Origin of the sequence: Lysinibacillus canaveralius, from assembly GCF_047301505.1 — a bacterium.
In the GTDB taxonomy this organism is placed as follows: Bacteria; Bacillota; Bacilli; order Bacillales_A; family Planococcaceae; genus Lysinibacillus_B.
Map to the genome: position 1 here is coordinate 99,213 of NZ_CP154840.1, position 22,330 is coordinate 121,542.

The following is a 22,330-nucleotide window of genomic DNA, read 5'->3' on the forward strand; positions in this document are numbered from 1 at the left end:
AATTACAGTTAGGGTAATCAAACGAATTGAAGGAGGTTGCTTGTATGACGATAGCGGCAATCGAAGTAAAAAACGTTAAAAAGGCTTTCGGCACATTTACAGCATTAGAAGATGTTTCATTTACCATTAATAAGGGAGAAATATTCGGATTCCTTGGTCCAAGCGGGTCGGGAAAAACGACAATGATTAAAATCCTTACAGCACAATTGGAGCAAACAGCAGGAGAAGCCCGTGTATTAGGCTTACCTTCTATTGATATGAAAAAAAGCGAAAATAAAGCACGCTTTGGCATACTTACTGATAATAGCGGTTTGTACAAAAGGCTGACTGTAGAAGAAAATTTATTACTTTTTAATAATATCTATGACCTTCCAAAATCTGCAATCGATGAAGCGCTTGAATTTGTTAATTTAACAGATGCACGTAAGAAAAAGGTGAGCGAACTATCTAAAGGGATGATTCAACGTGTAACCCTGGCAAGAGCTATTATGCATAAACCGGACTTATTATTTCTCGATGAGCCAACTTCAGCTTTGGATCCAGTCAATACGAGACATATTTATAACGGGCTCCGGAAATTGAATGATAAAGGAACGACAATCTTTTTAACAACGCATGATATGACGGAGGCTGAAACACTTTGTAACCGGGTTGCCTTTTTGCATAAAGGAAAGGTAAGAGCAATAGGGGAACCTGCACAATTGAAGCATCAGTATAGTGATCATTCTATGACAGTAGAGCTGATGACCGGTGAGGAGCATATTTTGCAGCTGGATGATCATACTGCTGCAATGAAATTGTCAGAATGGATGAGTGAGAAGTCTATTCTGCGCATCCAAACGAATGAACCGACATTAGGCGATATTTTTATGCAAGTAACGGGGAGTGATTTACAATGAATATTTCAATGAAACGAATCCAAGCAATTTTTATGAAAGATTACAAAGAGTTCTCTCGTAATTATGCGATTTCCATCATGGTCTTCATGCCATTTATTCTAGCGCTTTTTTATAATAAAATGGGAATCAACACGATAGATGCATATTTCATGACAATTAACTTGACGCTTGCTATGGTAACAGCGTTTATTCAAAGCTGCTTGATTGCTGAGGAGAAAGAGAGTAATACATTGCGCAGCTTAATGATGTCCCCAGCTAGTATTGCCGATATTTTAATCGGTAAAAGTTCATTGGTTTTCTCCATCTCTGCAATCGTTCTAGCCTTAACGGTATACTTATTAGGCTATAAACCGGCAAATGTTTTAGTTCTTGCATTGGCACTGGCTGTATCCATCGTATTTTATATCGCAGTTGGCACAATTTGTGGTTTATTTACAAAAACGGTAATGGAAGCGTCGGTAGCAACATTACCAGTACTGGTGATATTCTCATTTGGCCCTATGGTGCTTGGACTTTCTGAGAAATATCCAATTGCAGGAATTGCTGAATGGCTGCCCAGTGCTCAGCTTATCCTACTGGCAGAGGGGCTAGAGACGGCTATGCCTGCAAAAGAGGTCTTTATATCCTTTGCTGTCATGATTGGATGGACAATTGCAGCAGTTGCTATAGCAAGCATACTTTATAAAAAACGAATGACAGACGATTAATTATAGAAGCTTGTAACGTATGTGGAGACATTCATGCGTTACAGGCTTTTTTGCTGTGTAAAAGTTCTTAAGCTTAGTAAGGTAGAGAATTTAAAACCGGAGGGAAATAAGGAGAGCGGATAACTGCCCCTGTCCCTTCAAAACATCCCTTCTTAAAATAAGTTGCTCACTGCTTATCCACTTAGAAATATGTATATATCTATTAGCTGTATAATAAAATTGATTATTTTATATTTTTAAAACAACCAAAAAAGAGAAATTTCGTGTACAGTAATAAATAGATAAATGAAAGGAAGGGGATTTTCCTATGGGCTATCTATCGATGATTTTCTTCCAAATCGTAGCTCCTATCTTAATTTTGTTGTTCGTAGGAGCCATTTTGCAAAGGAAATTTCAATTTAATTTAAAAGCGTTATCACATTTGATTACCTATTGCTTCATGCCTGCCGCAGTATTTGTTAACATTTACGAAACAGAAATTGAATTATCCATTGTAGGGCAGTTGACGATGTTCATCATTCTTTTCATCGGTAGCCAAATGATATTAAGCCACTATTTAGCCAAGTTGTTAAAGCTGGATCGTAGTGAATCTGCTGTTTTTAAAAACAGCGTAGTGCTGATTAACTCTGGAAACTATGGTATTCCAGTAGCACAAATGATTTTTGCTGCCCAGCCTATTGGAGTGGCAATCCAAGTTATTCTTGTTATCTTTCAAAATATGACGACATATACATATGGGCTTTATAATCTTATTTCGGCCACAAAATCTGGGAAAGAAATTTTGAAGGATTTTCTAAAGATGCCGATTATTCATGCGTTATGGATAGGGGCATTATTGAATTATTTGAATTTGCCTATCCCGCAAACGATTAGAATACCCGTTGATTATGTAGCAGGCGGGTTTGTAGCGGTAGCCCTCATTACCCTCGGAGCCCAATTATCACAAATTGAAATGAAGACGATGTTTAATAAGACAATTTTCGTCAGCTGTTTTACTCGTCTTATTGTAGGACCTGCAGTTGCATTACTTGTTATTTGGGTGCTTGGGATTGAGGGTGTAATTGCGCAGTCATTATTTATTGCGAGCTCATTTCCAACTTCACGGAATAGTTCGAGTCTTGCTCTGGAATATGATATTGAATCGGCTACAGCCGCCCAAACCGTCTTACTATCTACGATTATTAGCTGTTTGACAGTTACGGTCGTTATCTATATGTCTACGTTATTATTTGTGTAATTTCAATCCGGCTAGTTACAATAGCCGGATTTTTTATTTTTAAAGGGATACCTTTAATGCTATTATCTGCTCTTTTGTTGCTTTGCTAATAATGCCTAGTACAACTATGAGAAAGAGGAGAATTAAGGAGTTCTTTGTTTCGAAAGGTGCCTTTGCTTATATCCGCAAAATATCTTTCACTTTTTCAGCCTTGTTCGTTTCTCCGCTTGGCTGCCTCTTTTTAAACCGCCTATTTCCTTCCAAAATAGAACCAGCGAAAACGGTATATAAAAACCGCCATGCATGAGCATGACGGTTTCATAGGATATCAATTGAAACAGAATTTTTTCAGGCGCCTTTGTAAGCGATATTGAAAATATAGAGATCGGCGCTTAAATTTTAGAACAGTTAATTGCGATGCAAGCACCCGGTAAGGGCGCAGGCATCATTTTGTTTAAATTAAACGTTAGCTAATGGTTCTTTCACGTATGGGTTCGAAAGGTCCATACCATCTAAAGTTAAGCCTAAAGCTTTTGCAACACCTTCACCATAAGCTGGGTCAGCTAGGTAGCAGTGCAGGATATGGCGGCGTTGGATGAATTCTTCAACACCTTGCAGGTTTGCAGCTGTATTGTTGAATAGCTGTTGTTTTTGGTCATCGCTCATTAAGTTGAACAGCTTACCTGGCTGTTCGAAGTAGTTGTTGTCATCTTCGCGGAAATCGTAGATGTCAGCAGCGCCTTCTAGAGCTAATGCAGGCTCTTTGTACTGCGGCTGTGCTTGAAGAGCACCATAGCTGTTTGGATAGTAACTTAATGCAGCACCGTTGTTTCCGTCAGCACGGCCTTGGCCATCACGGTGATAAACCATGAATGGGCAGCGTGGTGTGTTAACTGGAATTTGGTGGTGGTTGACACCTAAACGGTAACGAGTTGCATCTTGGTAAGCAAATAGACGTGCTTGTAACATACGGTCTGGAGAGAAGCCGATACCAGGTACTACATTAGATGGAGCGAATGCTGCTTGCTCAACATCAGCGAAGTAGTTTTCTGGGTTACGGTTCAATTCGAATTCACCGACTGGGATTAGTGGGTATTCAGATTTATACCAAACTTTTGTTAAGTCGAATGGATTATCTTTGCTATTGCGAGCTTGCTCTTCAGTCATCACTTGGATGTACATTTTCCATTTAGGGAAGTCGCCTTTTTCAATTGAATCGAATAGGTCGCGTTGAGAAGACTCACGGTCTTGACCGATTACTGTAGCAGCTTCTGCATCAGTCAAGTTTTTGATGCCTTGTTGTGTATGGAAGTGGAATTTTACGTAAACACGCTCTCCAGCTTCATTGATCATTGAATATGTGTGAGAACCAAAACCGTGCATGTTGCGGTAGCCAGTAGGGAGACCACGGTCAGACATGACGATTGTTACCTGATGTAATGCTTCAGGTAAAGAAGTCCAGAAATCCCAGTTGGAATTTGCGTTGTGCATGTTTGTTTTTGGATCACGTTTCACAACGTGGTTCAAGTCTGGGAAGTGCAATGGATCACGGAAGAAGAATACAGGCGTATTGTTACCTACTAGGTCCCAGTTTCCTTCTTCAGTATAGAATTTTAAAGCGAAGCCGCGGATATCGCGTTCTGCATCAGCAGCACCACGTTCACCGGCTACTGTAGAGAAGCGGGCAAACATTTCTGTTTTCTTTCCTACTTCAGAGAAGATTTTTGCTTTTGTGTATTTTGTAATATCGTGCGTCACTGTAAAAGTACCGAAAGCACCAGAGCCTTTTGCGTGCATACGGCGCTCAGGGATTACTTCACGGTTGAAGTTCGCTAATTTTTCAATTAAGAATACGTCTTGTAATAAAATTGGACCACGGCGACCAGCTGTCAATACATCATCATTGCTGACAACTGGAGTACCAGTAGCAGTCGTTAATGGACGGTTATTAAGATTTGTCATATAAATGTACCCCCTAAAATCAATTTAAAAAACCTTTCGTCAATTAATATATCAAAACTAAATCATAATTTCTACTAAATTATAATGATTCTTATTAAGAAATTTTTATTATTGAAAAATACGTGAATAATCAAAGGGTAATGAAAAGTATTAGAAATATAATAATAGCTTTGTTTTTTGTCCATGTGTTTAGCTGATATGAGCAGATGTAGAGAAAGGCAATATGTTTCCCAAATAGTTTTCACTGTGGTTATGTTGAAAATAAAGGGCCCTAATTGAAAATGGAACTTGTTGAAATAGCGAATTTTATAAGTAGAAAACAAGATATTTGGGGAATTATGTAGAAGTGAGAGAACTGATTGTATTTTTCCTGTACACTGGAAAATAACTATAGAAAGAAGGGATAATATACAGTGCAACTTACGTTAACGTTTATCATTCTTATCGTAACGGTAGCCTTGTTCATGACAAATCGATTACGGGGTGACCTTGTTGCGCTTATGGCCCTCCTAGCCTTTGTTGTGGCCGGTATTTTAACACCAGTTGAAGCGCTTGCTGGTTTTTCTAATTCAGTTGTTATTATGATAGCCGGGCTATTTGTCGTGGGGGCCGGTATTTTACGAACGGGCCTGGCAGGAATGGCAGGGAATCTTTTATTGAAGTGGTCGGGTGACAGTGAACTAAAGCTTTTTATTTTACTGTTAGTAATTGTTGCTGCGGTAGGTGCATTTATGAGTAACACAGGCACAGTGGCATTAATGCTGCCTATTGTTGTAAGTATTGCCATGAGTATTAAGGTCAGCCCGTCAAAGTTCCTTATGCCGCTTTCCTATATTGCGAGCATGTCAGGGCTGATGACCTTGATCGCATCGCCTCCCAATTTAATTGTTAGTCAAATTCTGGAGGAATACGGCTATGAAAAGCTTGGTTTCTTTACAATCACACCAATCGGAATTATTGCTACCATTACCGTCATTCTTTATTTAGTGATTGTCCGAAATATCCTGCTGCCAAAGGAACAAAATAATTCGCAATCAGACGCAGGATATAAGCTGTCACCAAAGAAAATTGCCAGAGAGTATGCACTTGAGGACAAGATGTTCCGTGTTGTTGTACCTGAGAGCTCCCCGTTAATTGATAAGGCCCTTGCGGAATTGAAGCTGCCAGCGAAGTATCATATTTATGTAATGAAGATTCAACGACGCGCTTCAGAAGGCATTAACTTATTAGCGATGACTTATCAGGAAATGGCCGGTCCAACAAGTATCATCCATGCAAATGATGTGCTTTATATACAGGGGCTAGCGCCAGATGTAGAAAATTTTGTGCTGGATAATAGTTTACTATTAGAAATGATGACAGATAAGGATTTGAAGGATCTTATTTCAAAAAAGATTGGAGTAGCTGAAGTACTATTAACCCCATCATCCCGATTGATAGGTGAATCGGTAAGTAAAAGTGGTTTCCGAGAAAAGTACAATGTGAACATACTAGGTATTAATCGAAAGGGAACATATTTGCTTCAGGATATGGCGCAGCAAAAGCTCCGTTTTGGGGATGCAATTCTTGTACAGGGAGCGTGGGAAGAGATTGACATGCTTTCACGTGAAACACAAGATGTGGTTGTTATTGGACAGCCAAGAGAGCAGGCTGGGTTGGCAGCAGCCAGTGGAAAGGCATGGATTGCAGGTCTCGTTATGCTGCTGGTTGTAGGGCTAATGGTGTTTGAGGTGTTCGATGCTGTCATTGCCGTGTTAATTGGGGCTGTATTAATGATTATAACAGGCTGCCTTCGTAATATGGATGATGCATATGGAAAGATGAATTTTGAGAGTATTGTTTTGGTAGCAGCCATGCTGCCGATGGCGACAGCTCTCGAAAAGACAGGAGGAATGACCATACTGTCAAATGCGATTATCGACCTCCTTGGCGGTTTTGGTCCATATGGTGTCTTGATGGGTGTGTATGCACTGACAGTTGTATTTGGCCAGTTTGTAAGCAACACGGCAACGGCTGTTCTTTTCGCACCTATCGCTATGACGGCAGCTATAGCCATGGATGCAAATCCGTATACCTTCATGATTGCAGTAGCGGCGGCTTCTGGCATGGCATTTGCTACACCGATTGCTTCTCCGACGAACTCACTTGTTATGACAGCTGGCGGCTATCAATTCATGGATTTTATTAAGGTAGGTGCACCGCTGCAGATCATCATGTTCATCGTCATGATGGTAGTCGTACCTCTGCTATTTCCATTTTAGCTACAGTTCCGGCTGAAATAGGAGGTATAAGAAAAGCTCTGCTGATTGGTCAGCAGAGCTTTTTCGTGTAGATAACGTAAAGGTTAAATGAATTATTTTTCACGTGAAACTTCACTGTGATTAGTGGATGTCTCTCTTTTTAAAGTTACCGCCGCGCACTTCCGATACGTCGGATACAACTACAAATGCACCTGGGTCATGTTCCCGGATAATATCTAGCAGTTTTGTTTCCTCCATACGGTTGATTACACATGTAATAATTTCAGATTCCTCATTAGAGAAACCGCCACGTCCCGTCGTATATGTAAGACTTCTACCAAGACGTGCCTGGATGGCATCTCCGATATCTCTAGAGTTTTTACTAATGATTTGGACAGATTTCGATTTTTCAAGACCGACTTGTACAATATCAATAACGGTTTTAGCGATATAATAAGTCAATGCAGAATAAAGTGCACTTTCTAAATTATAAACAAATGCAGCTATGGCAAATATAAATACATTAATAAGTAGGATGATATCTCCAACAGAGAATGGTACCTTACGTGAGATAAGTACAGCCAAAACTTCAGAGCCGTCAAGCGCGCCTCCATTACGAAGCACGATACCAATACCAACCCCAAGTAAAATACCACCAGAAGCCACAACTAAAAGATGGTCCTTTTCCGATAAAATCGGAGAAATGTCATGCATTAATACAGTACCTAAAGATAAGGCAGCGATACCGACAATACTCATAATCGCGAAAGTTTTACCGATTTGTTTATAGCCGAGGTATACGAAGGGGATATTTAAGATGAATAGAAACAGACCGAGTGGTAACTCTAGAACTTCTGCTCCCATGATACTGACTCCGGTTACACCGCCATCAATGACGTTGTTTGGAATCAATACTGCCTCAAGACCATAAGCGGCAATGGCAGCGCCGATAATGATCATGATCATTTTTCTTATGTTTACAGCCAGCTTACTTTTCAATATAGTTTCCTCCTTTTTATTTTAGCCAATTGCTATTATACATTAATTTAGCTTTAGACCATATTTTCACGTAATAAAAGTAGATAAAAACTGTAATTTAAAGAGACAGGCCCTTTAATATGTAGCAGGTGAATCGGAATTCTATAATTAATTATACGGGCATAAAGTAATAAAGTTTCATTTCATATGAAACTTTAGCCTATACGTGCCTGAAAAAATTTAAACACACCTGTTTTCCAGGTGTGTTTAAATTGTCACGATTTCGCCTTATTTTTATTGGAAAAATATGCAACCAATTATTTAGGGAAACCGTACATGTATTATGACTTATCACACGCCTCATAAATGGAGGCGATCCATTTGCTATGGGAGTTGTCGCGTAGATTTTTTAACAGCCCTTGCTCTACTGCAGGAGAGAGTGATGGAGCTATTAGATGATTACGCAAAAGCTCAATAGACTCATGGATCAAATCATCATCAATTTCCTCTAACTTTTTATTCAAAAATACAATCAGTTCAGCCTTATCCATCTTGATGGAGGTAGCGTTAATAGCCTGCAGCCATTCAGCATCAAAGAACGGGATCTTGGCATGTTCAGCAATGATGGAGACTTTTTCTAACAGAGAGTTGCAAAGCGTCTCCAAATCGATTTCAATACCTCCCTGAAAGAATAACTCACCATAGCTTCGGGCAAAGGATTGAATGATGAATACCACATCTGGAACCATATGCTCAGGTGTATTAGCAAATTGTTTCACTACAATACGGTGTACGAGACGGTTCAGTAATTTATTGTAAAATTCTATCTTCTCAAAAATTTTCTCGTTGAAGGTAATTTGGGACTCCTTCATGAAAAGCCGTGCAAAATGAGCATGTTTTTTAAATGTAGAAAAGGTGTGATGATAATAGTCATACAACAGGAGGCTGTCTGGTCGTTTAGAATTGACCACCTGTTCAATATCTGCGACAATTTCGCTCATGAAATAGTCGATTAATGCAAAAATAAGTTCATCTTTTGACTTAAAAGAAAGGTAAAAGGCTCCTTTGGAAATCCCGCATTTATCGGTTATCTGCTGAATGGAAGTCGCTTCAATTCCCTGTTCCGCAAACAATTGCAGGGCATTCTCCATTATTAATTGTTTTTTCACCATGTAAGACACTCCTGCTCAATTTATTGACTTTTGACCGATTAGTCATTATTATAGGTAAATGTATGAATGAAGTCAAATTAAGGTAGGTGTAATAGTGAAAGGTTTAGTTAATTTCGTCCTGAAGAATAAACTGGCTGTCTGGTTGTTAACCATCATCATTACCGTGTCAGGTATTTATTCGGGGACGCGAATGAAAATGGAATCTATTCCTGATATTTCAATCCCTTACTTGATTGTGATGGGAGTGTACCCGGGAGCTACTCCTGAGCAAGTAATGGATGATGTCTCGATTCCGTTTGAAAAAGCAGTTGAGGGGCTTGAGGATGTCAAGGCTGTTTATTCTACCTCTTCTCCTAATGTAGCGCAGGTGCAGGTAGAGTACGAGTATGGTGTTGATATGGATGAAAAAAAGCGTCAGCTAGAATCAGCGCTCGATGGCGTAACATTACCTGAAGAAGCACAAGAACCAACGATTATGGCAATCAGTATGAATATGATGCCGGTTATTGCACTATCTGTAAGTAGTTCAGAGGAAGACATTGTCGATCTGACTTCCACAGTAGAAGATATTTTATTACCGAAAATTGAAAAGATTGATGGCGTTGCTTCAGCAACAATCACAGGTCAGCACATTGAGCAAATTTCATTCACATATGATAATGCGAAAATGGAAGCGCTTGGCTTAACTGAAGACACAGTAAAACAAATGATCCAGGCAAGTGATATGGCTGTTTCATTAGGATTATATGACTTTGCTGTCGGCGAACAGGCAGTTTCGGTTGACGGTAAGGTAAAATCAGTTGAAGAGCTGCAGGAATTATTGATTCCTGTAACACCATCAGCTGCCAACCCTTCACCATTCGTTCGCTTAGGCGATATTGCAACGATTGAAGTAGAAGGGAAAGTCCAATCTGTATCACGTACAAATGGTGAAAATGCGATTGCTATTCAAATCGTAAAAGGCCAGGAAGCGAATACAGTTGATGTAGTAGATGCAGTGAAGGATTTAATCGAGGAAGAGGAAAAAGCAATCGATGGATTGATTGTTGATGTATCCCTTGACCAAGGTGAACCGATTAAGGAATCTGTATTTACAATGGTTGAAAAAGCGTTATTTGGTGGATTGATCGCTGTATTGATCATTCTATTGTTCCTGCGTGATTTCAAATCTACAATTATTTCTATTATTTCTATTCCGGTATCCATCTTTATGGCGCTGCTGCTATTAAACTGGATGGATATCACATTAAATATTATGACGCTGGGTGCTATCACAGTTGCAATTGGTCGTGTAATCGATGACTCGATTGTAGTAGTAGAAAACATCTACCGCCGTATGCATTTGAAAGAAGAAAAACTAACGGGCCGCGCATTAATCCGTGAGGCAACAATTGAAATGTTCAAGCCGATCCTATCTTCAACACTAGTAACGGTTGCGGTATTTGCTCCACTTATTTTTGTTGGCGGGATGGTAGGCGAACTGTTCATGCCGTTCGCATTAACGATGACATTTGCGTTAGGTGCCTCACTGCTTGTTGCAGTTACAATCGTACCGGCACTTTCACACTTCTTATTCCGTAAGAAACTATATGGAACAAAATCTGAAAGTCAGCATAAAGAAGTTGGCAAGTTAGCTAATTGGTACCGTGGCATCTTGGAAAAATGCTTGAATCACAAATGGATTACATCACTTATAGCTGTTGTTCTATTAGTAGGTTCATTAGCATTGACGCCGTTAATCGGTTTCTCCTTCATGGGATCTCAAGAAGAGAAAGTGATGTACTTAACGTATACACCTGCAACTGGTGAGCTGATGGAAGATACGACGAAGAATATCGAAGAAGTAGAACAAGAGCTGAGAAAGCGTAAAGATATCGATATTCTGCAAGTTTCTATTAATGATCCGGATAATGTAGACCCGGCAGCCATGATGATGGGTGGCGGAGGCGGCGGTGCATTAATGTACCTGATCTTTGACCCAGATATGGAGGACTTCCCGAAAGCGCGTGAAGAAGTTGAAGAATATGTATTCAACATTGGACAAACGGGCGAATGGAAATCACAAAACTTCGCGATGTCAACATCATCGAATGAAGTAAGCTACACATTATATAGTGAAGATTTAGAGGACCTTGGTACTGCAGTTAAGCAGGTGGAAGAGGCCTTAAATGAAGTAGATGGTTTAGAAGATGTAACTTCAGATTATGAAGATGCTTATGTAGAACATGTATTGACAGTAAATCAGCAAGATGTACTGCAATACGGCTTAACAACAGGCCAAATCGTCATGGCACTATCTGAAACGTCTTCGAAAGAAGTATTAACAACAGTACGCCATGATGGCGAAGATCTAGAAGTGATTGTACAGCGCCAAGCAAAAGCAGCGGCAACATCTATTGATGATGTGCTTGCTACTGAAGTACAAACTGCTATGGGAACAACAACGACAATCGGTGATCTTGTTGGTGTAGAAGAAGGCGAAGCCCTGAACTCGCTTTCTCGTTCAAAAGGTGAATACTTTGCTACAGTATCAGGAACAATCACTGAAGATGATATTTCAAAAGCAACTTCTGCTGCTGATAAAAAAGTCGATGATCTTGATTTGCCAAAAGGTGTTACAACTGGCGTAGCAGGTGTTGCAGCAGATATGGCTGAAACATTTACACAGCTTGGATTAGCGATGATTGCAGCGATTGCAATTGTATACTTCATCCTTGTTGTAACATTTGGTGAAGGATTAGCACCGTTTGCTATCCTGTTCTCTCTACCGTTCGCGGTTATTGGTTCATGGGTAGGCTTATGGGCAACAAACCAAACAATTTCTGTATCTGTTATGATGGGTCTATTGATGTTGATCGGTATCGTTGTTACGAACGCTATCGTCTTAGTAGACCGGATCATCCATATGGAACGTGATGGCTTGACAATGCGTGAGGCGATATTAGAAGCCGGGGCAACACGTCTTCGTCCAATCCTCATGACGGCGATTGCAACAATTGGTGCGATGGTACCAATGGCATTAGGCGTCGGTGGTGGAGGTGGTCTGATTTCAAAAGACTTAGCTATCACAGTAATCGGTGGTCTATTATCTTCTACATTATTAACGCTTGTAATTGTACCAATCGTGTACGAAGTGTTATCGAAATTGTGGAAGAAGAATCGTAAAGAAGTAGAAGAAAACTAATTCAATCTAAACAGCGGGAAACATTGGTTTCTCGCTGTTTTTTTAAGCTAAGAAAGTATAGATACTTTGAGGTATAGGAATGTCTAGGCATTCGAGCAGCTAAACCGGTGCAAAGGCACTTTTCTTAATATGTTGAAAGAAAGGGATAGGGGAAATGAAGAAGTTATGGCATAACGGTTTGATTTACACAATGGAAGCAGAAGGGGAAACAGTAGAGGCTGTTTTAACTGAAGGAGATCGAATTATCCAGACGGGCGCCATGGAACAGTTAAGGGAATTGGCGGATGAACAGATAGATCTTCAGGGAGCTGTAATGTATCCAGGGTTTGTTGATAGTCATATCCATCTCATCATGTACGGCCAGAAGCTGCAGCGGCTGGATTTGTCAAAGGCGGAAAGTACGCAGGAAATGCTGGCACTGCTGCAGAAACGGGCATTGACTCTTCAGGAAGGGGAATGGCTATTCGGTGAGGGATGGAATGAAAACAACTTCCCGGATAGAAGAATTCCGTCTATTGAAGAGCTGGATGCAGTGTATAAAGGGCCAATCATCTTATCGCGTATTTGCCATCATGTATATCTTTGTAATACAGAAGCTTTACGTAAAGGCGGCATCTCTATAGAAAGCGAGAATCCTCCAGGAGGAGAAGTCGGCCGTAATAGCAGAGGCGAGCTAAGCGGTTTACTTTATGAACAAGCTAAAAACCCGGTTTATGAAGCAGCACAGCCTCGTGGAGAAGCTTTTATTAAAATGCTGGAACAGTCTCTGCAATTGGCAATTGATGATATGCTAAAGCGCGGGATTGTTGGTGCTCATACAGAAGAAATGAGCTATTTTGGCCATTATATGAATCCGCTGACAGCCTATAAAAATGTGATGAACAAAAAGCATTTTCGAGTGAATTTATTGAGACACCACTTAGTGTTTGAACAAATGATGCAGGACAGCGTGACATTTGATGAGCCCTATGTAGAACCAGGAGCAATGAAGATTTTTGCAGATGGCTCTTTAGGCGGCTCTACTGCTGCATTACTTGAACCTTATGAGGATGATCCGGCAAGCTTCGGAATGCTGATTCATACAGATGAGCAAATCGAAAGCTATGTAAAGCTGGCAAGGGAATACGGAGAGGCGATTGCTGTACATTTAATTGGTGACGCGGGGGTAGAACAACTGCTGGATGCAGTGGAGAAATACCCTGTGCCTGTGGGAAAACGGGATCGGTTCATTCACTGTTGTGTCTTACAAGACCATTTGGTAGCACGTATGAAAAAACTGCCAATCGTGCTCGATTTACAGCCGGCATTTGTCACATCAGATTTTCCATGGGTGGAAAAGAAATTAGGGAAAAAGAGACTTCCATGGGCTTATGCCTGGAAGCGACTGCTTGATGAAGGGTTTATGTGTGCTGCGGGAACGGATGCACCTATTGAAGAAGTAGAGCCTCTAAAGACGATTTATGCCGCTGTGGAGAGGAAATTACCAGGCCAATCACATAAAGGATATGGTGAATCAGAAAAGCTTTCCCGGTTTGAAGCAGTAAAGATGTATACGTACGGCAGTGCCCAAGCGATTTGTAAGGAGCATGAGCGTGGGCTGATTAAAGATGGATATGTAGCAGACTTCACAATTTTTAACCGCGATTTATTTGAAGGATCATCGAATGATATGCTGAAAGCTAAAGTGGACAAAACGGTTGTTGGAGGGAAGGTTGTTTATCAAAATGAGGAGAAATAAGTATCTCTCCTACGCTCTCTAGAGAAGGGTAGAGTACTCCGGAGAGTAGTGCCGATTATTTTATCGGTAAAACTATTTATTAATAAACATGGAAGGACAAGGCTATTGGAATTGTCCTTCTATGCTTTTAAAGAATTAAGCCGCAAGTAAGAGATTGAGATGGCTTCAGGGTCTGTTTTTCTGTATTATAGTTCTCCGGCATCTAGCTCAAGCTACTTCTAGAATTATGTTGAAGTAATTCCTATTTCCGGTTCTGAATCTAATTTATAGATGATAACTGAAATTGGAGAAAAGCCTCGATACGCGCAATAAGAAAAGATATTCTCGTAATAACCCTGCAAAACCGCGCAATGCAGCCCAAAATTTGCACAATTTGCCCTTATATTCACACAAAAAATCCCCGCAACAAGTAAGCGGGGAGGTAGAAATCTATAGAAAATGTTTTAGTAAGCACTCCAGCCAGCATCCGCTGCTAGTACGACCCCATTGATATAGGCAGATTCCTCACTTGCTAGGAATAGAGCAATGCTCGCGATTTCTTTTGGCTGCGCTGCACGGTTCATTAATTGTACACCGCGTGTTGCCTGCTGAAGACCGAACATGTCATACTCCTCAATGGATTGTGTCAGGCCTGTCTCTACTTGCGCCGGTGCAATACCGTTACAGCGAACGCCTTGTGCGCCGTAGTGAGAAGCCACATTTTTCGTCATTCCTGCTACTGCATGTTTAGCGGCTGTATAAGTCAAGCCGCCACGGCCCCCAGTAAGCCCGGCAATCGAAGCAAGATTGACGATAATGCCTCCGCCCTGTGCTGTGAATAGGGGTAATACTTTACGCATACTCCGCATAACACCACCCACATTAATAGCCATCACACGGTCCCAAACAGCATCATCTACATTTTCGGCTGCTTGCATGTAGTCAAGTACGCCTGCACAGTTCACCAAAATATCTACACGGCCAAATTGGCCTACCGCATCGTCTACCATGCGCTGTACATCTTCTTCTACTGCTACATTTACTCTTACACCGAAGGCTTCGTATCCAGAGTCTTTGAAGCTTTCTACTGTTCCTTCCAATGCTTCCTCATTAAAATCAGCAATTACAATTTTTGCGCCTTCTTCTGCATAACGTGCAGCAATTGCCTTGCCAATTCCGTTAGCCCCGCCTGTAATGAGCGCTACTTTCCCCGTCAAACGACCCATGTCATCTGCCTCCCTAAAGTTACTTCCTTTGTAGTTTACTCTGTAGTATAAATCGCGTTATTTTATATTTCAAAAATTTGCTCTCTATCATAATTTTTTTGAGAAAAAGAGGGTACATCACATAAAAGGGAATTGCTTAAGATAACAATTCCAAGCTGCGAACAGAATTCCTTCTATAAATAAGAAGCAAATTATGGCCGTCACGTAGAGAGAGGATTTGGGATCACAAAAGAAAAAGGTATGTATATACCGTTGCTAAAGGATGGGGTATATGAATCTGCTAATTGTGAATGCAAATGAAGTGATTACGATGGCAAATAAAGTAGAGGGACCGCGCAAAAAGGAGGCAATGAAAGAAATTGACGTCCGGCAGCATGTTAGCATCCTTGTAGTGGAGGGGCGGGTTGCAGGCGTGGCACCCCTAGAAGAACTGCATGCGGAATTCCCGCATCTTATCGATCGTGCTGCATTAATTGATGCAAGCGGTCAGGTGGTGATGCCGGGTCTTGTTGACTGCCATACTCATCTTGTTCATGGAGGTACAAGAGAAGATGAGCTCCAGATGCGTTTAGAAGGAAGGGCGTATATGGACATTATGAATGAGGGCGGCGGTATTCATACGACAATGCGGAAAACCCGGGAGGCTTCATTTGAAGAACTCTATGAAAAAGCATATGGGCACCTGAACAGCTTTTTAAAGCATGGCGTCACGACAGTAGAAGCAAAGTCGGGCTACGGGATGGATTGGGAGACTGAAAAGAAGCAGCTGGAAGTAGCGAAAGCTTTGCAAGAAGCTCATCCAATTGATGTTGTTGCGACCTTTATGGGGGCGCATGCTGTTCCGGCTGAATATAAGGGAAAAGAAGAAATGTTTGTCGATGAGCTTATCGAGCATATGCTCCCGCAAGTAGCAGAAAGGCAGTTAGCTGAATTTAATGATGTGTTTTATGAAAAAAGTGTTTTTACTTCCAATCAGGCTCGACTCATTTTGGAAGCAGCCAAGCGACTTGGCTTAACTCCGAAAATACATGCAGATGAATTTGAAACTTACGGCGGTGCAGAGCTGGCTGCGGAAGTAGGCGCCATTTCTGCGGAGCATCTGTTGGCTGCTTCGGATAAGGGGATTGAAGCAATAGCAAAGGCTGGTGTAATAGCGGTGCTGTTACCAGGTACAGCATTCTTTCTGCAGGCAGCCTATGCAAGAGCAAGATATATGATTGATGCTGGGGTACCTATTGCCGTCGCAACTGATTTTAATCCGGGCTCTTCTCCGACGATGAGCCTTCCGTTTATTCAAAATATCGCGTGCCTTAACATGGGGATGACGATGGAGGAGGTGCTTACCGCCACAACAATTAATGCAGCGTATGCAATTAACCGTGGAAGGGAAACTGGATCGCTGGAGAGAGGGAAAAGAGCAGATATCCTTATACTAGATGTGGAAAACTACAAGCAGCTCCAGTATTTTTATGGAGTAAATCACACGAATACAGTTATTAAAGGCGGGAAAATTGTTGTGCGGGATGGAAATATCGTTTCATAAAAAAAGCGGTCCTCCGGCTAATCGGTTGACCGCCTTTTTGAATGTTATCGGCCATTCTTCCAGACAAACCAGCGTCCATGGCCGTCAGCAGCCGGCATTATGCGTATTGGCTGAGTTGTTCCTCTTTCTATATAGTCCTGATGAATATTGGCATCGTACATATTGTTGTATACATGGTAAAGCGAACGATCATAGCTGATTTCTTGAAGAATCTTGATTAACTGTTCTTTTAGCTCCGCCGGGAATTGATTCGCTACATGGGTATGGAAAACGACCACTTGGCAGTCCATAGGAACGGTTTGGATAATATGAGGTAAAAGAGTAATTGCATCCCCCTCATAAAAATCTTTTTGTATGGAATCATTTACTTCCTTTGCTTTTAAGAATTGCCTGCGTCTTTCTTTATGCTCTGGCCAAATCAATGCCAGCATCCATTCTAAATGATCGGTTTCCTTCAAATCAACGATGTGTAAATCCACCCCGATCCGTGTTTGAACAATAGGGTGCCGGAAGACAGATGACGGCAGCGGCTCTCCTCGGTTTTCGGAAAAAATGGTTAACGTATCCGCAGTCAAACAAATGGACGGTCCATTCTGATATTCGTAATGGTAGTGATCCAGGCCTAATAACAGTCCAGCGCTTGTGCCGATTTCCAAGAGAGCCAGCGGTTTACCGCAAGATTGGTGAATGTCCGCTATGATTGGATATAAATAGGCCGCCCGAGAGACTTCGTTTGTCTGGACGAGTTTTGTACGGAACAGCTCACGTAATTCATCCTGGTGCTTCAGGGCAAACTGACGGAATGGCTGAAAGGATTGCTCCGCCGGTAGTGGGTAATCTGTCAGCGAGGCAAAGTATGCCCCTAAAGGTTCCTCGTATTTCTTTACTAAATAATGTATAGCGGCAAAAAATAAATTAGGCTTTGGCTGAGATAGGGGGATGTCCCGAATGATGGTCATCAGCTCCTCGTCATTTATAATTTCGCCACATAAATATTCATAGAGTCTACTGCTCTCTTGTGCCTGCTGTTCTGCAAACTGAAGAAACGCTTGTTGATAACAGTCCATCTTTCTCCCTCCTTGTTGAAAATATAGTAATAGTATAATATTGAATGAAAATTTAAAAAATTAAATGATTTTAATTAAATTGATTAAATTTTTTAATTAGTTGAGGTGATTGAATGGAAATAAAGTGGTTAAAGTCTTTTCAGGTGGCAGCTGAAGTAGAAAATTTTCGTAAGGCTTCTGAAATTCTTCATTTATCTCAGCCAAGTATCACTGTACATATTCAACAGTTGGAAGAATATTTGGAAGTTCAATTATTTGAGCGCAACCATGCAAGAGTAACACTAACACCTGCAGGACGGTATTTTCTCTCAGAAGCGAGAGCAATTCTAGAAGTAATGGAAAAAAGCGTGCAAGAAATAAGAAACTATGCAGAGCAAAGAAAAACACAGTTGAAGATTGTAGTCTCACCATTGCTTGTTGAAACAATCATCCCTCACCTTATTTATCAATTCTCCGTAGAAAATACACATTGTGATTTGATCTTGCTAGTTGAAGAATCAGATAAGATGGATGCCTTATTGCTGAACGGAGAAGTACAGATTGCTCTTGGCTTGTTGCCCTCCAATAATAGAGCGATTACAAGTAGAGAGCTTCATGAAAGTCCTCTTCAGTTAGTCGCTCCGCTGGATGAATATGATGATGAGTCAGGGCAAATGATTGAAGTAGAAGACTTATTTCAACAATATCCTTTTTTTACGGATCATATCGCCAGTGTTTCGCCCAGTCTGAATTTGCTGGTCAAAAGCCATTTTCCGTATGCAAGGACAATTTCCATTTCCCAATCTTATATTGTTAAGCGGTTCATTCGCGATGGTTTAGGCATTTCTTTTCTACCAAAAAGTATTGTAAGGAGGGAGATGATGGAGGGCCGCTTTAATATTGTCCCATTCAAAGAGTTTGAACTGCCGATTATTAAGACATATCTGCATTTCATTAATGCTACAGAAGAGGCTGAACGGCTAATGGAGAAAATTATGAATGCTAGTCTTGAATGAGGATAAATAAAGATAGTTAGCATTGGTTAGTGAATTTGTCTATTTTAAGTCATGTATGAAATATACATCTTTTATCTTTCGGGTCTTTCGTTGTAAGGGTGGAATCGTTCCCCTACAATGGCAGTAACGGAGGAATAAAGATGAGAACAATAAACGTGCTGCAAGAATCTAAAGATTTTTTATATAGATACCAAGAAGAAAATAATTTGTCACAGGAATGGCTTGCAGAGCGCATACTGCAAGTGGAACAAAAAGGAGAATATATTCCGACAACCGAAGAGCTGACGTTCGGTGCAAAGGTTGCCTGGCGTAACAGCAACAAATGTATTGGACGACTTTTCTGGCAGTCTCTGCATGTATTTGATGAGCGAACACTGACAAAAGAAGAGGAAGTGTTTGAAGCACTAATACGTCACATTGATTTCGCTGCAAATGGTGGAAAAATACGGCCTGCCATCACTGTTTTTCACCCAACACGTGTAAGGATCTGGAATCACCAATTGCTGCGGTATGCAGGTTATGAAACAGATGGGGGAGTAGTAGGAGATCCTCATTCCATTCCATTTACCAAAGTCTGTGAAGAGCTCGGTTGGCAGTCCGCCGGTACAAAATTTGATATTTTGCCCCTTGTCATTCAGATAGATGGCAATAAGCCTTGTCTATTTGAGATACCGCAGGAACATATCTTGGAGGTGGCCATCACTCATCCAGACTATACGTGTTTTAGTGAATTGGAATTAAAGTGGTATGCTGTCCCCATTGTTTCCGATATGCGTTTTACATGTGGCGGAGTCGATTTCCAAGCCGCTCCATTCAATGGCTGGTATATGGGCACGGAGATTGGGGCAAGAAATTTCGCAGATCACCAGCGGTACAATCTACTGCCGGACGTCGCAGATATAATCGGTCTTTCTCGTGATACAAATACAAGTCTATGGAAAGATCGCGCACTTGTGGAACTGAATATCGCTGTTCTTCATTCATTTAAAGAAGCAGGTGTCAGCATTGTTGACCATCATACGGCAGCGCAGCAGTTCAAGCTTTTCGAGGAACAGGAAACAAAAGCCGGGCGAGAGACGACTGGAAATTGGACATGGTTAATTCCCCCTATGTCACCAGCTGCAACGCATCTTTTTCACCAGCCAATTCCTAATATCATTAATAAGCCAAATTATTTTTATCAAAAGAGACCTTATTAGAAAGAAACATATCGGCCTATTATAAACTGAACCCTGAATAGGAGATACTAAAAGGTAGGGACTATTCGGGGGGGATAGTTTTAAGTGATGGATATCTATAGTAATGGAAATCTCCCGGCAGAGCAGTGATTCATGTAGGCCAGGATATTCATTAGACAAAACCTTACCCACGCCATTTCATTTAATTCTCTGCTGCACTTTTTTGTTTTTTTCTATATTAGAATAGAACAAGTAATAACATTAGAGGAGATATTAATATAGGAAGTTATTAATAAATATAAAAAGAGTAATATTTTTTTACTAAAAAGTGTTGACCTTTTATATAAAAGGCTGTAATATAGGTTAAGTCGCCAAGAGATGACGCGACATTGAAACAAAATGAACTTTGAAAACTGAACAAGCAAGACGTTAACAATAATTTTCTTTCTTAATTGAAAGAGACAACTTGACTAAAACAATAGTCAGCAACATTTTGAGCTTAACTCAAACTACTTTTATGGAGAGTTTGATCCTGGCTCAGGACGAACGCTGGCGGCGTGCCTAATACATGCAAGTCGAGCGGACGTTTTGTTGGTGCTTGCACCGACTTAACGTTAGCGGCGGACGGGTGAGTAACACGTGGGCAACCTGCCCTGTAGTCTGGGATAACTCCGGGAAACCGGGGCTAATACCGGATGATACTTTCTACCTCATGTTAGAAAGTTGAAAGATGGTTTACGCTATCGCTACAGGATGGGCCCGCGGCGCATTAGCTAGTTGGTGAGGTAACGGCTCACCAAGGCAACGATGCGTAGCCGACCTGAGAGGGTGATCGGCCACACTGGGACTGAGACACGGCCCAGACTCCTACGGGAGGCAGCAGTAGGGAATCTTCCACAATGGACGAAAGTCTGATGGAGCAACGCCGCGTGAGTGAAGAAGGATTTCGGTTCGTAAAACTCTGTTGTAAGGGAAGAACAAGTACAGTAGTAACTGGCTGTACCTTGACGGTACCTTATTAGAAAGCCACGGCTAACTACGTGCCAGCAGCCGCGGTAATACGTAGGTGGCAAGCGTTGTCCGGAATTATTGGGCGTAAAGCGCGCGCAGGCGGTCCTTTAAGTCTGATGTGAAAGCCCACGGCTCAACCGTGGAGGGTCATTGGAAACTGGGGGACTTGAGTGCAGAAGAGGAAAGTGGAATTCCAAGTGTAGCGGTGAAATGCGTAGAGATTTGGAGGAACACCAGTGGCGAAGGCGACTTTCTGGTCTGTAACTGACGCTGAGGCGCGAAAGCGTGGGGAGCAAACAGGATTAGATACCCTGGTAGTCCACGCCGTAAACGATGAGTGCTAAGTGTTAGGGGGTTTCCGCCCCTTAGTGCTGCAGCTAACGCATTAAGCACTCCGCCTGGGGAGTACGGTCGCAAGACTGAAACTCAAAGGAATTGACGGGGGCCCGCACAAGCGGTGGAGCATGTGGTTTAATTCGAAGCAACGCGAAGAACCTTACCAGGTCTTGACATCCCATTGACCACTGTAGAGATACAGTTTTCCCTTCGGGGACAACGGTGACAGGTGGTGCATGGTTGTCGTCAGCTCGTGTCGTGAGATGTTGGGTTAAGTCCCGCAACGAGCGCAACCCTTGTTCTTAGTTGCCATCATTTAGTTGGGCACTCTAAGGAGACTGCCGGTGACAAACCGGAGGAAGGTGGGGATGACGTCAAATCATCATGCCCCTTATGACCTGGGCTACACACGTGCTACAATGGACGGTACAAACGGTTGCCAACCCGCGAGGGGGAGCTAATCCGATAAAACCGTTCTCAGTTCGGATTGTAGGCTGCAACTCGCCTACATGAAGCCGGAATCGCTAGTAATCGCGGATCAGCATGCCGCGGTGAATACGTTCCCGGGCCTTGTACACACCGCCCGTCACACCACGAGAGTTTGTAACACCCGAAGTCGGTGAGGTAACCTTTTGGAGCCAGCCGCCGAAGGTGGGATAGATGATTGGGGTGAAGTCGTAACAAGGTAGCCGTATCGGAAGGTGCGGCTGGATCACCTCCTTTCTAAGGATATTTTTCGGAAGTATATCACACGGTGATATACGTTAACGTTCTTGCTGTTCAGTTTTGAAAGTTCATACTTTCAAAACTTGCTCCTGCGGTTACTCGTCGCAAATGTGCGAAGAAGTAGACACAGGTAGCGCAATTGTTCTTTGAAAACTGGATAAAACGACATTGAA

14 protein-coding genes and 1 rRNA gene are annotated in these 22,330 nt (G+C 41.7%); 10 read left to right on the plus strand and 5 right to left on the minus strand.

Annotation, left to right across the window (positions count from 1 at the left end; all coding sequences use genetic code 11):
* The first annotated feature begins 44 nt into the window (after window positions 1-44).
* The 3 genes from AA0Y26_RS00515 (at window position 45) to AA0Y26_RS00525 (ending at window position 2,843) form a co-directional block, all read left to right on the plus strand.
* Window positions 45-899: an ATP-binding cassette domain-containing protein gene (locus tag AA0Y26_RS00515; RefSeq protein WP_413364373.1), complete on the plus strand. Its 855-nt coding sequence runs from the start codon at window positions 45-47 to the stop codon at window positions 897-899.
* Window positions 896-1,606 carry an ABC transporter permease subunit gene (locus AA0Y26_RS00520; protein ID WP_413364374.1) on the plus strand — a complete coding sequence of 237 codons (711 nt, stop codon included), beginning with the start codon at window positions 896-898 and terminating at the stop codon, window positions 1,604-1,606. The genes AA0Y26_RS00515 and AA0Y26_RS00520 overlap by 4 nt, the downstream gene beginning before the upstream one ends.
* Before the next feature lie 307 nt (window positions 1,607-1,913).
* Complete coding sequence (locus AA0Y26_RS00525) at window positions 1,914-2,843, plus strand: AEC family transporter (protein ID WP_413364375.1); 930 nt, start codon at window positions 1,914-1,916, stop codon at window positions 2,841-2,843.
* 438 nt (window positions 2,844-3,281) lie between these two features.
* On the opposite strand, the gene AA0Y26_RS00530 is transcribed toward AA0Y26_RS00525, so the two are convergent.
* Complete coding sequence (locus AA0Y26_RS00530; RefSeq protein WP_413364376.1) at window positions 3,282-4,784, minus strand: catalase; 1,503 nt, start codon at window positions 4,782-4,784, stop codon at window positions 3,282-3,284.
* A 413-nt stretch (window positions 4,785-5,197) separates the two neighbouring features.
* Here AA0Y26_RS00530 and AA0Y26_RS00535 point away from each other — a divergent pair, with 413 nt between their 5' ends.
* Window positions 5,198-7,045 (plus strand): SLC13 family permease, encoded by a 1,848-nt coding sequence (locus tag AA0Y26_RS00535; protein ID WP_413364377.1) that lies wholly within the window; start codon window positions 5,198-5,200, stop codon window positions 7,043-7,045.
* Between the two features lie 120 nt (window positions 7,046-7,165).
* Here AA0Y26_RS00535 and AA0Y26_RS00540 read toward each other — a convergent pair whose 3' ends face one another.
* Both AA0Y26_RS00540 and AA0Y26_RS00545 read right to left on the minus strand, forming a co-directional pair.
* Window positions 7,166-7,984 carry a YitT family protein gene (locus tag AA0Y26_RS00540; protein ID WP_413368379.1) on the minus strand — a complete coding sequence of 273 codons (819 nt, stop codon included), beginning with the start codon at window positions 7,982-7,984 and terminating at the stop codon, window positions 7,166-7,168.
* Window positions 7,985-8,343: 359 nt separating this feature from the next.
* On the minus strand, window positions 8,344-9,174 hold the full coding sequence (locus AA0Y26_RS00545) for a TetR/AcrR family transcriptional regulator (RefSeq protein WP_413364378.1): 831 nt from the start codon (window positions 9,172-9,174) through the stop codon (window positions 8,344-8,346).
* A 94-nt stretch (window positions 9,175-9,268) separates the two neighbouring features.
* Between AA0Y26_RS00545 and AA0Y26_RS00550 the strand changes: the two genes are divergently transcribed.
* Together AA0Y26_RS00550 and AA0Y26_RS00555 are read left to right on the plus strand one after the other, a co-directional pair.
* Complete coding sequence (locus AA0Y26_RS00550) at window positions 9,269-12,358, plus strand: efflux RND transporter permease subunit (protein WP_413364379.1); 3,090 nt, start codon at window positions 9,269-9,271, stop codon at window positions 12,356-12,358.
* A 154-nt stretch (window positions 12,359-12,512) separates the two neighbouring features.
* Window positions 12,513-14,096: an amidohydrolase gene (locus AA0Y26_RS00555; protein ID WP_413364380.1), complete on the plus strand. Its 1,584-nt coding sequence runs from the start codon at window positions 12,513-12,515 to the stop codon at window positions 14,094-14,096.
* Window positions 14,097-14,539: 443 nt separating this feature from the next.
* Here the strand turns inward: AA0Y26_RS00555 and AA0Y26_RS00560 are convergent, their stop codons facing one another.
* The gene (locus tag AA0Y26_RS00560) at window positions 14,540-15,301 is read right to left on the minus strand and encodes a glucose 1-dehydrogenase (protein ID WP_413364381.1); all 762 of its coding nucleotides are present in this window, start codon (window positions 15,299-15,301) and stop codon (window positions 14,540-14,542) included.
* Between the two features lie 271 nt (window positions 15,302-15,572).
* Here AA0Y26_RS00560 and hutI point away from each other — a divergent pair, with 271 nt between their 5' ends.
* On the plus strand, window positions 15,573-16,844 hold the full coding sequence (gene hutI / locus AA0Y26_RS00565) for an imidazolonepropionase (protein WP_413364382.1): 1,272 nt from the start codon (window positions 15,573-15,575) through the stop codon (window positions 16,842-16,844).
* Window positions 16,845-16,888: 44 nt separating this feature from the next.
* On the opposite strand, the gene AA0Y26_RS00570 is transcribed toward hutI, so the two are convergent.
* Window positions 16,889-17,911, minus strand: a complete 1,023-nt coding sequence (locus AA0Y26_RS00570) for a DUF2332 domain-containing protein (protein WP_413364383.1) — start codon at window positions 17,909-17,911, stop codon at window positions 16,889-16,891.
* A gap of 113 nt (window positions 17,912-18,024) precedes the next feature.
* Between AA0Y26_RS00570 and AA0Y26_RS00575 the strand changes: the two genes are divergently transcribed.
* From AA0Y26_RS00575 to AA0Y26_RS00585, 3 genes are all read left to right on the plus strand, one after another.
* Window positions 18,025-18,906 (plus strand): LysR family transcriptional regulator, encoded by an 882-nt coding sequence (locus tag AA0Y26_RS00575; RefSeq protein WP_413364384.1) that lies wholly within the window; start codon window positions 18,025-18,027, stop codon window positions 18,904-18,906.
* 140 nt (window positions 18,907-19,046) lie between these two features.
* Window positions 19,047-20,105, plus strand: a complete 1,059-nt coding sequence (locus tag AA0Y26_RS00580) for a nitric oxide synthase oxygenase (protein ID WP_413364385.1) — start codon at window positions 19,047-19,049, stop codon at window positions 20,103-20,105.
* Between the two features lie 493 nt (window positions 20,106-20,598).
* A 16S ribosomal RNA gene (locus AA0Y26_RS00585) occupies window positions 20,599-22,154 on the plus strand.
* Window positions 22,155-22,330 lie beyond the last annotated feature (176 nt).

Coding starts and splice junctions, on each gene's coding strand:
- AA0Y26_RS00515 (WP_413364373.1), top strand. CDS start 45: ATGACGATAGCGGCAATCGAAGTAAAAAACGTTAAAAAGGCTTTCGGC.
- AA0Y26_RS00520 (WP_413364374.1), top strand. CDS start 896: ATGAATATTTCAATGAAACGAATCCAAGCAATTTTTATGAAAGATTAC.
- AA0Y26_RS00525 (WP_413364375.1), top strand. CDS start 1,914: ATGGGCTATCTATCGATGATTTTCTTCCAAATCGTAGCTCCTATCTTA.
- AA0Y26_RS00530 (WP_413364376.1), bottom strand. CDS start 4,784: ATGACAAATCTTAATAACCGTCCATTAACGACTGCTACTGGTACTCCA.
- AA0Y26_RS00540 (WP_413368379.1), bottom strand. CDS start 7,984: ATGATCATTATCGGCGCTGCCATTGCCGCTTATGGTCTTGAGGCAGTA.
- AA0Y26_RS00545 (WP_413364378.1), bottom strand. CDS start 9,174: ATGGTGAAAAAACAATTAATAATGGAGAATGCCCTGCAATTGTTTGCG.
- AA0Y26_RS00555 (WP_413364380.1), top strand. CDS start 12,513: ATGAAGAAGTTATGGCATAACGGTTTGATTTACACAATGGAAGCAGAA.
- AA0Y26_RS00560 (WP_413364381.1), bottom strand. CDS start 15,301: ATGGGTCGTTTGACGGGGAAAGTAGCGCTCATTACAGGCGGGGCTAAC.
- hutI (WP_413364382.1), top strand. CDS start 15,573: ATGAATCTGCTAATTGTGAATGCAAATGAAGTGATTACGATGGCAAAT.
- AA0Y26_RS00570 (WP_413364383.1), bottom strand. CDS start 17,911: ATGGACTGTTATCAACAAGCGTTTCTTCAGTTTGCAGAACAGCAGGCA.
- AA0Y26_RS00575 (WP_413364384.1), top strand. CDS start 18,025: ATGGAAATAAAGTGGTTAAAGTCTTTTCAGGTGGCAGCTGAAGTAGAA.
- AA0Y26_RS00580 (WP_413364385.1), top strand. CDS start 19,047: ATGAGAACAATAAACGTGCTGCAAGAATCTAAAGATTTTTTATATAGA.